General features: G+C 33.0%; 3 protein-coding genes. All 3 read left to right on the forward strand.

Annotation, left to right across the window (positions count from 1 at the left end; translation table 11 throughout):
• Nucleotides 1-71: 71 nt before the first annotated feature.
• Nucleotides 72-6,269 carry an IPT/TIG domain-containing protein gene (locus BET03_RS04265; protein WP_120167650.1) on the forward strand — a complete coding sequence of 2,066 codons (6,198 nt, stop codon included), beginning with the start codon at nucleotides 72-74 and terminating at the stop codon, nucleotides 6,267-6,269.
• Between the two features lie 71 nt (nucleotides 6,270-6,340).
• Nucleotides 6,341-9,025: an S-layer homology domain-containing protein gene (locus tag BET03_RS04270; protein WP_120167652.1), complete on the forward strand. Its 2,685-nt coding sequence runs from the start codon at nucleotides 6,341-6,343 to the stop codon at nucleotides 9,023-9,025.
• 587 nt (nucleotides 9,026-9,612) lie between these two features.
• Nucleotides 9,613-11,103: an S-layer homology domain-containing protein gene (locus BET03_RS04275; RefSeq protein ID WP_120167654.1), complete on the forward strand. Its 1,491-nt coding sequence runs from the start codon at nucleotides 9,613-9,615 to the stop codon at nucleotides 11,101-11,103.
• Nucleotides 11,104-11,592 lie beyond the last annotated feature (489 nt).

Here is an 11,592-nt window from a genome sequence, read left to right on the forward strand (position 1 = left end):
TTTTTATAGTTTTTTGTCGATTTATATTAATGGAAAAGGAATATAATTACCTCAGGTGGTGATTTACAGTTATGAAATTCTCAATAAAGAAAATAGTAAGTTATATTATAGTGTTTATGATGATATTTAATCTTTTTCCATGGCAGAATATAGACATATCACTTGCATTAGATGTTGGTGATGCTGAACTAGGGAAAATTGTTGTTGGTAGAACCTATGATGAAGAATTAAACTTTGACACAATGTATGTAGAATTACATAGGGATGATACTGATACAGGTGATATTTCGGATGTAAGTGTTTTATATAAAACTGGTGAAGGGGATTTTGAAGAGCTTTCCAACAAAGTTATAGCTATGGAATACTACGTTAAATATGAGCTAACACAAGAAGAGTTGGCAAACTATGGTGGCTCATTAATGATTAATGGTAAAGAAATTACTGCTAACTTCAGTGGTGTACCAACTGTAAACCAACTTAAAAGGACAATTAATGAAGATATAGATGAGGATGAAACTACTCTAAATACTACTGAGTACTATTTTGAAATAACAGATGGAAATAATTTATCTAATCTCTTCCAAGACGATGGTGAAGGATTTCACTATACTGTACTATTTGAAAAGTATGGTGCAGGTGTAGATATTGAAGGAGAGGACCCAAGCATAATAGTTGAACATACAAATAACACTTTTAAACTAGAAAATCCTCCAAGACCAGGAGATTATGGTTCATATAATCTAGTATTTCAGAAAACAAATGAATCAAGTGGTCAAGACCCAATAGTTGAAGTAAGACATACATATGTTAAAGCTTTTAGTTTTGTTAAAAATCTAGATATTACTAATCTAAAGATGTATCCTAATATTGGAACTAGAGGAGATACAGTAAGCTTTACAGGTAATGGTCTTCAATCAGATTATGAGGTATATTTCTTAAAGGAACTGGATGGTACAGATACATATAATGAGAACAATAAAGCACAGTTTGTAAATTTTGTTAATAATGATGATGGAACATCTACATTAATAGTAGAAGTTCCTCAAAGCCTAGAACTAACTGAGTATTTTGTAATTATAACAGATACTCAAAATGGTGAGATAATCGGTGAATACACTGTAGAAGATAAATACATTGTAATAGATAGTCAAAAGAAGGCAAGTATCCTTTCTGTAACCCCTATAAGTGGTCCAGATACTGGGCAATCTGTTGTAATAGAGGGTAAGAATATTAGTACTTTAAACTTTTATGATTTACAATTGGCAGATGGTTATAGTGACTACAGTTATACTATTGACCGTTCAGATCCAAATTACTTGGTCATAAAGTATCACGCTCCTGGGGATGAAAATAATACAGAAATATGGGAATACAAAGGTGAAAACTACTCTATTGAAAAAAGAATATGGGTTAATATAGGACAGCTTCAAGACTTTGAAGATGATCCAGAGTTTTCGGATAACCTAGATAGGCTATTTGTTAATGTTAAGCTAGATGAAGTAATTACTGAAGAAACTTTAAAGGATGTAATCGTAGGAACAGAAACTAAGTTTATCAATTCAAGTGGTGAAGATGATTATTCATTCTTTGAAGATGCAAAGCCAGTAGACGGGCAAAAATATACATTTGAACCTAGTAAGAAACAGCCTACAATAACAGAGATAGTTCCTGACAAAGTGCAAGTTGAAAATGGACAGATTAAACAGGATACCCTTTTTGCTATATATGGTGAAGATTTTACTATCTATAGAAATACTGATGAGTCAGGTAACGTGGTTATATCATATCCTATTGTAAAAATATATGATGATGCCAGCTTAGAATTGGAGATAAATCCTAATGAAGGTACGGTAAGGGATAAAAACGGTAATATTGTACTTGACAGTGATGGAGCTCCAGTACAACCAGAGATGATTATACTAGAAGGAGATAACATCTTAGATGGTTCATATGGAAATCAGATAGGGTCAAAAATTATTGTTACCATTCCACAAGGTGTTATAGTATCGGGACCTGGACCAAAGGATGTTGAGGTTATAAACCCTATAAAAAATAGTACTTCACCAGGTCTTTCATCTAGAGAAGATGATATTATTCAGTTTACTGAACCTTTAGAGAGTCCTGTTATCTCAAGTGTTGAACCAAGTGTAATTACAGTGGATGGCGGAGAAGAAATAGAAATAATAGGTAGTAACTTCCAAGAGGGTGTAAAGGTATATATAGATGGCAATGAGATACCAAATATTGAACGTCAAGGTGATGGTAAGTCTATTACATTTACAGCACCACCAAACAGGGAAGCTATTACTCAACTGCAAGTTATCAACCCCGATGGAGGTATGGCTGTACATGAATTTATATATGTAAAGACTTATACTGACCCACAAATTACTAGCATTTCCCCAGATGAAGGTATGCTAGAGACATTAGTAATGGCTAAGGGTAATAACTTCTTAAAACCAGACCCTACAGCAACCCATACCACAGAACTTGGAATGTATAGGTTAATAGGAAGTAGGATTTTAGTTGATGGTAAAGAGGTAAATGAGTATAACAAAGAAAATGGGAAAATAAAACTGCAATATTATAAACCTGAAACTGGAAATGAAATTCTAAAAATTAATAGTAATGAAACATTACAAGTAGCCGATTACTACTATAGTGTTCTTCTTCAAGAATATGATAGCATTAATGACGAATTAATAGATAATTTTTATACATTAGATATTAGGCCAAATGGAACTATCATATTATCAGATGGAGTTGATGATGAATATACCTTAATTGCAACATCAAGCGAAATTAAAGCTGTAAAAAATGGTGGAACTGAAACCTATACTTTAATAGTAGATGAAAGTAATCAGGATTATTCAGAAATTCAATTTAAGGATAGTTCAGATACTATTGTTAAGAGGTTAAGACTAAGAACTCCATATAAAATAGAAACTGATGAAAATGGAAACAGTAGAATTACAGGTAATAGAGTAAGGGTAATATCTAAAGAGGAAATTCACTTCTATTTTTACGTTGATGATTTAGCACCAGATGGATACTATGATATTACAGTAGTTAATCCAGATACTAAAAGTTTTACAGTTGAAGATGGATTTAAGTTTTATAGATCACCTGGAAGTAAACCAGAGATTCAAAGTATTGAACCAGACCAAGGTTCTGTAGATGGTGGTTACTTTATAGAGATTAAAGGAGAAAACTTTAAGGGAGACGGAGATTCAAAGATTAAGGTTTATATAGGAAGTGTTAAGGTAGATAATGAAGATATTGAGTTAAGTCCAGACAATAAAGTTATAAAGGTAAAGGTCCCAGCCTATCCTGGAGATATAAGGGAAGAGTTGGGAGTAGATAGAAAAACTGTACCAGTTGTGGTTGTAAACTATGATGGAGGTAGTGACTATTTAGAAGAAGGTTTTACCTATATTACACCAACTAGTTATCCTTACATAGAAAGGTTAAGCCAATCTGAAGGTAAGGCAGCTGGTGGTGACTATATACAAATATTTGGTAGGGACTTTAGATTTTATGAACCATATGCAGATACAAATGGAAATGCTAAATGGGATATAGGTGAAGACTTTACAGACCTAAATGGTAATGGACAATTCGATAATATAATTTCTATAGGTACAGTTGAAAATCTAAGTGAGGATGATAAGAATATACTACCTAAGGTATATTTTGGAGATACTCAAACAGAGATAATTGATTATGCAGATGGATATCTTTTAATAGAAACTCCCCCTGGAGAAGAGGGAAATGTAGATGTATATATTGTAAATAATGACCATGGTATTTCAAATACTGTACAATTCACATATAGATTTACTAATCCTCAAATTACTGATGTAGTTCCAAATGAAGGATCAATATTAGGTGGAGATATTATTAACATACATGGTGATGAGTTTGTAGAAAGTAATATAGAGGTTTTAACTGAAGATGAAAATGGAAATGACATAGTTGAACAAAAAACAATGATGCTTGTACGATTTGCAGACATAGAAGAGGATACAAACCTTGAAGATGAAACTTCAGGAACTATAATAAGTGGTAAAACTAATGTAGAATTACCAGGTGGACTTAATGTAGACTATGATGCTGTTAATGACACTCTTACAGTAGAAATTGAAGAGGGAGATAACTTATATACTAAAACCTATACAGGATATGATGATACAGAAAAATTTATTGATGTAAGTAAATTAAAGGATACTGAAGATTCTTCATATTACGATAAACATGAGTATATCCGTGTTAAAGTTGAAGATAGAAGATTAATAGTTGAAAGGGGTTACTCACCCCATGCAATAATCGAATATGAAGGGAAATTACAAGTTGAAATACCTTCATATCACAGTGTTAAAACAGTACCATTAGTAATAATTAATCCTGATGGACAGCAGGCAGAGGATGAATTTATTTATAAGAGCCCAGATAGTGAGCCATTTATTGAAGATATAACACCTAGAACTGAAGACCCTATAACTGACGATTCCGGAGAAACTTATTATGCTGTTGAGTCTGTTGTAGATGGTGGCTTGGTTTTTACAATAGAGGGTGGAGACTTTAGAAAAGGTGTTAAAGTAATGGTTGGAACACAGGAAGCAGAAATATTAAGTAAAAGCTATAATGATGATGAATTAATTGTTAGGGCTCCTGAGGGACGAGAAGAAGATATAGATAAAAAGTTTCGTATTATAGTTATAAATGAAGATGGAGGGACTATAGATTCAACAGAAGTCTCAGGATTAAGCTATCCAATATATTATATCTATAGGGCAAAACAAACTAACCCAATTATAGAATCTATAACTCCAAACGAGGGAAGTGTATCAGGTGGAGACAGAATTATTATTACTGGTGAAGACTTTAGAGCATATCCCGATGAAATAGAGGTAAGGATTGGAACTGAAAAAGCAGATATTGACTTTGATGAATCAAGATATGATAAGCTTGTAGTTATCACACCACCTAGTGACATGTTAGGACCTGTAGATGTTATGGTAAAAAATACAAAGGAGCTAGGAGAAGCAGTACTTAAAAATGGCTTTACCTATTATTCTGACCCAGAAATAGATAATATATCACCTGATGAAGTAAGCACTAAAGGTGGAGAAAGGGTAACAATAACAGGTGATATGTTTATGGAAGGACTTAGGGTATTTATTGACGATGAATTGGTTGATGTAACATTTATTGATGAAAACACTATAGAAATAATTACACCTGAAGGAGAAGTGGGAGATAAAGTAGTAAGGATAGAAAATCCAGATGGAGGTATAGCTACTGGAAACATTAAATATATACTTCCTATACCAGATAAACCAACAGGCTTTAGGGCATATCCTGGACATGAGAGATCTGTTGTACTTAAGTGGGATGAAGTACCTGAAGCTGAAAGGTATAAGATATACGGGAGAGAAAAGGGCGAAGATGACTATAAGTTTATTGCAGAAACAGATAAGTTAGAATATCATCTAAAGGATTTAAAGGAAGATACAAGATACTACTTTAGATTATGGGCAGTTAATGACTATGGTGAGTCACCTGATTATGATTATGAAGCTGTTACTACTCTAGAGGAAGACGAAGATGAAGGTGATGATAAATACGAAGAATATAAAGAAGAAATAGATGAAACAGTAATTAAATATACTATAAACGGAGCAGTAATAGATCTACCTTCAGAATATAGATATAATGAGTATAATATAAACCTATCAGACTTAGGCAATAGGAATATTAATAAGATTCAAATCAATATACCTATTAAGGCTATTGACGAAGCTAAAGGGTCAGTTAATTTTAAAGATAAAAATGTTAGACTTTATGTTTCACTATACAGTTTAAAGCTTGGTATTCTAAAGTTCCATATAAATGATAAAGAAGATGCAAATGTAATTGTAGAAATAACTAAATTAAGCAATAGAGAAAAGGATAGAATTACTAAAAACCTTACTAGAAAAGAAAAGGTAATATCAGAGGCCTATAGTATTAACTTTAGCCTTCAAGATGGAAGAGAGAGGATAAACTTAGAAACAATTGAAACAGCAACATTTGGAATTATGATAGATAAAGATGAAGTTAATGATGATAGTATTTATTTAGGAAAGTACAACCCAGAAAAAAATAGAATAGAAAAATATGATTACTCAGTTTCTTCAGACTTTGACTATGACAGAAGAGAGTTTATACATCTAGTATATGGTGAGATAGATGGAAATGGAAAATTTATAGTTATATATAATAAGTAGAAAAACGGGGAAATTTTTCCCCGTTTCACTTAGAGTAATTTAATGCCTTAGGCTAAAAGGAAGGTGTCCAGATGAAAAAAATAATATCTACAGTTCTTGCTATAACCTTAATATTTACAATAGTACCTTTAAGCTATAGTATAAGCCTTAATGATGAAAACACCTATGAAGGAATATCAACATATAAAGCACTCTATAATAACATAAACTTCCAAGATATAGATGAGCACTGGGCAAAGGACTCTATATATAGAATGAGTAGTTTTTCTATAATAAAGGGTATGGGAAATAGTAGGTTTAACCCTGGTGACTATCTTACTAGAGAAGAGGCTATAGCACTTTTAGTAAGACTTATTGGACTAGAGGATGAAGCCCAAAGGCTTGGAGAGGAATCTATAAATAACCTAGATACAGGTGGATATACAATACTTACACCTGGCGACTACTGGGCTAGGGGTTATATAGAAGCTGCCATAAACAATAACATTATTACAGATGAAGAGGTAGATAAAATAACTACATTAACAGATGAAGAGGAAAATAACACTGAGATAGAGATAGAAGAAAGAATCATAGACTATGAAATAGACCCAAACCTTACTGATGAACAGCTTACAAACATTGAAGACCAATTAAGGGAAAGGGTAGAAAATAGGTATACATGGAAGGAACCAGTAGATAGAGAACAGGTTGCAGTGTGGGTAGCAAGGGTTTTAGATTTAGAGCCTGTCTATGGACAAGCCCAGCAAAAAATATATAACCTAAATGATTGGGAAGAAATAAATACATTAAATTTACCTATAATTGAAGCACTCCTGCAACAGGGAATAATGCAAGGGGATGATAATGGATATTTTAGACCAAAATCTAGCCTAACTAGGGCAGAAATGGCAAAGTTATTAGACAATATATATGAGGATTTCCTTATAGAGAGAGGATATAGTATAAAATCAGGTATTGTAGAAAGAATAGATACTATTTTCCAGTCTGAAGAAAACACAAATTTAATTAAGAAGATAATTAGGACTAACAATGATGATAATACCCTTTCGTATCTGGTATTTCAAGACGCATCAGATGATACGAAAGATAAAGGGTTTATAGTATACAAAAACGGAAAACTAACCTTTCCAGATGATATTAAAGAGTATGATTATATAAAGTACTATATAAATCAAAATGGAGAAATAGTATTTGCAGAGGTTTTAAACAATAGATCCTTTGAGATAGAAGGCTTTATAGAAGAAATAGATGCTGATAAAAACACTATTACAATTAAAAACTATGATGATCAAATATTTAATTTTGAGATTGTTCCTGGAGCTAATGTTAGAATTAATAACCAAGGGGCAAAACTAAAGGATTTACTTTATGGGCAAGAGGTTACAATCAGAGTTAGTAATGGAAAGGTAACAGATATTGTAGGATATTTAGATACAGGAGAAGAAGGATATATACATCCTGGAGAAAGGATACATATAGGAAAGGTACTTTATGTTGATACAGAAGATAATGAAATAACTTTAATGGAAGATAATCAAGAATTAGATTTTACCATAGAACCCTTCACATCAGTATATAAAGATGGAGTTAATGTAGGTATAGGAGGAGTAAAGGAAGGAGATATAGTAAGATTAGAGTTTGATGAATACAGAGGCAACAGACCAACTAAGGTATATATATCACAACCAGATAGACAGATTAAGAATCTTTATAAGGCTACCTTAAGCTACTTTAACCCTAACAGAAATGAACTAATATTAAAGGATATAAAGTACTATGACCATACAGAATGGAAAGATAAAGGAGAGAATATGAGGCTTTCACTAGGGTATAATACTGAGATTTATGCTGATGGTATGAAGGTATCTAATAAAAACTTATCAAACCACTTAGGTAAAGAGGTATATATAGCAACTAGGGATAACTATGGTAAGGAAGAGGCAATGAAGGTTGTTATGAAAAATGGTTATGAAAGAAAATACTATAACACCCTTCAAGATATAGCCTTTGGTGATAGAAGGCTTAAAGTAGATTATAACGAGGTTTATTTTGATTATAACAGTACTATTATTGTTAAAGACGGAAAACTAGTACACCCGTATAACCTAAGGGAAGATGATGAAATATTTGTTGTATCATATGGTAAAGACAATTATACCGCTGCATTTATATCTATAGAAGATATTCAGCCTACTGAGTTAACTGTATATAGGGGTAGAATAGATGAAATAACACAATATGGATTAGAAATGGATAATTATGATATCCTTGAAGGAACTGAATGGGATTACTCATCTAAGCAAATACCTTTTAATATTAGTGAAGATACAGAAATAATCGATACAAGGGGCCAAGAGGTTAACAAGGTTACAGTTGATGAGTTTACCAACAGTAGATTCTTAAAGGACGATGATAAAAGTAATTACTATAAAGAATATGCCTATGCTATTGCCTATGATGATATGATCCTTGCATTAAATATTATAGATAATGATGATGAGGCTCAAGTATTAACAACAGGCATAGTAAAGGAAATTGACAGGACAAACTATACCTTAACTATTGAAGATGTGAAGGATTGGAGTAGCTTTAATAACAAATGGAATATAAATAGTTCAGATATTAACATAAATGTATCTGAAGCACTATTTATTAAGAATAACAAAACAGTAAGTATAAACGATATTCAGGAAAACGACAGCCTATATATACTAAGGGAAAATAGTAAAGGGTATGTTATTGTAGTGAGGTAGTACAATTAAAAGAAATTGAGAATTAGAAAATACAGTTGTCAGCTCTTAGTTCTTAGATCTTAGCAAAAAAGTTTATCGTTGTTCAGGGACGCCCACGTCCCTCAACAACGCTATCCAACCACTAACCACTAATAACCAAAAACTTTTTTTCTAGTAACGGTCCACGAAGTCTTACTTCTAAGGTTAAGTAACGGACCTCAACGTTCTAACATCCTAGGTCAAGTAACGGACCGTAAAGGATGTCTATCAGGTCAAGTAACGGACATCATAGGCTAGACATCTCTGACTAAGTAACGGACCACAAAGGCTAGACCCATGAGTAAAGTAACGGTCATCGTAGGCTAGACATCCTTGGCAAAGTAACGGACAACAGAGGCTATCTTCTTAGGTCAAAGTAACGGTCCCCGGAGGCTAGACATCTCTGACTAAGTAACGGACCTCAACGCATCACTACTGAGGTTAAGTAACGGACATCTAGGACTTATCTTCTCAAGCATAGTAACGGTCCTCAAAGCATTACTACCTAGGTCAAATAACGGATATCTTCTCTGGTCTAAGAGTAACTAAAAAACACTGGAGGTTTTGACATGCATAAGGTAATAACCCTACTTATAGCAATTACATTATTACTTCAACCATTATTTATATATGCACAGATAAATAATGCAGGGTTTGAAGGTGGAATACACAAAAACGAGATGGATAACAAAGATACTAAAAAATATAAAGAGGTAATATTCTTAACAGGAGAGCCTATATTATTAGAAGGAACTGTTGAAATGGATATAGATGATGATACCCTTGAATATGAATATGAGCTAACTAATAGTGATGGAACAGTAACCCTTGAAAGGGAGATAGAATTAGAGAGAATAATTGAAGAGGATTCTAAACAAAGACAGGTAGTTGAAGTAAACAATATAACAGACTATGATGAAGAAATTACTATAACTGATGGTGATGAAGAAACAATATATACCCTTGTTGACTATCAATTCCATAATTCCACAATAGATGATAAACAGCCAGTTATTGATTTTTACAAAGGTGACTGGCTAGGAACAAAAACATACTCAATAAATGAAAATGAAGGACAGGTTACAGTAGAAATAACAGGTAACATATATGGCTATGGTCAATATTGGGGAGCTACAGAAACCCAAAAAATACATAAAGATATAAACTATAGCTTTGATACAGATGATAGTTCTATTGAATGGTATGGTTATGCAGATATAGATGTATCCTTTAACAGAACAAAGGAGATGGAATATTTTAAAAATCTCCCTTATCAGACAAGCTTTCGAGATGGATATACCCTTACAGAACAAGAAGAAACAATAATGAAATACTCATATAACCTTCCAGTTATAAACAATGGAGAAGTAGAGGAACAAATTAGAAATCAGGGAGAAGGAGTAGAAAGGTTTGAAACCCTACCTACTAGAAAAAAACTGTATATACCTAGATATCAAGATATAAAAGGACATTGGGCAGAATGGGATATAAAGCGTTTAGCAGGTCTTAAAGTAGTAGATGGAAGTGTAAAATTCTATGGGCCAGGACTTCACACAAAGAGAATAGATTTTGCTAAATGGATAGTAAAGGCAATGAATTTAATTGAAGAAGAACAGGTTGAAAGGTCATATGTAAAACCAGAGGCTAAGCCAGAGTTTTTTAAAGATATACCAAGGGAACACCCAGACTATGACTATATAAGGGCAATAAAGGAAAAGGGTATAATGAACGGAGTCGGTGATAATAAGTTTTTACCTGAGGGAAATCTTACAAGGGCTCAAGCAATCACTATAGTAATTAGAACATTAGGACTTGAAAGATTAGCACCAAATCTTCCTTTTAATACTAGGTTTAAAGATGACCAAGATATACCACTATGGGCTAAAAAGGCAATTTATGTTGCAGACCAAATAGGCTTAGCAGAAGGGACACCAGAAGGATATATATATCCTAATGAATATATGACAAAGGCAGAGGCTGCAGCCTTTTTAAATAGATTCATAACCTACCTTCAAGAAAACCTAAAGAAGGATTATAGGGAAAACATTCTAAATTTTTAATTTTAATTAAAAATTTAGAATGGAAAATTGAAAATGTAAAATTTAAAATTAGTGAAACGGGGGACAGATCTACCGTTAAACGAAGTGAAACAGGAGACCTGTCCCCAAGCTTTTAAAAGCAATTGACAATGGACAATTTACAATTGACAATTAAAAGAAAAAAACTAAAAAAAGACCGCATAGCGTTACTTACTAGGTTAAATAACAGACCATAAAGTCTAACATCTATGATCAAGTAACGGACACCGAAGGCTAGACATCTCTGACTTAGTAACGGACATCGAAGCATAACTTCTTAGGTTTAAGTAACGGACATCAATGTTTTAACATCTTAGGCTAAGTAACAGTCCTCGAAGTTCGGCTTCTTTGGTCAAGTAACGGACAACGGAGCCTTACTTCTTAGGCATAGTAACGGACCACAGAGTCTCACTACTTAGGCTAAGTAACGGTCATCGTAGATTCTCTTCTAAGGCACAGTAACGGACATCA

It is taken from the genome of Thermohalobacter berrensis (genome assembly GCF_003609645.1).
GTDB lineage: Bacteria > Bacillota > Clostridia > Tissierellales > Thermohalobacteraceae > Thermohalobacter > Thermohalobacter berrensis.

What these genes read in the sequence shown, in the direction of transcription:
- BET03_RS04275 (WP_120167654.1), top strand. Translation starts at nt 9,613, where the DNA reads ATGCATAAGGTAATAACCCTACTTATAGCAATTACATTATTACTTCAA.
- BET03_RS04265 (WP_120167650.1), top strand. Translation starts at nt 72, where the DNA reads ATGAAATTCTCAATAAAGAAAATAGTAAGTTATATTATAGTGTTTATG.
- BET03_RS04270 (WP_120167652.1), top strand. Translation starts at nt 6,341, where the DNA reads ATGAAAAAAATAATATCTACAGTTCTTGCTATAACCTTAATATTTACA.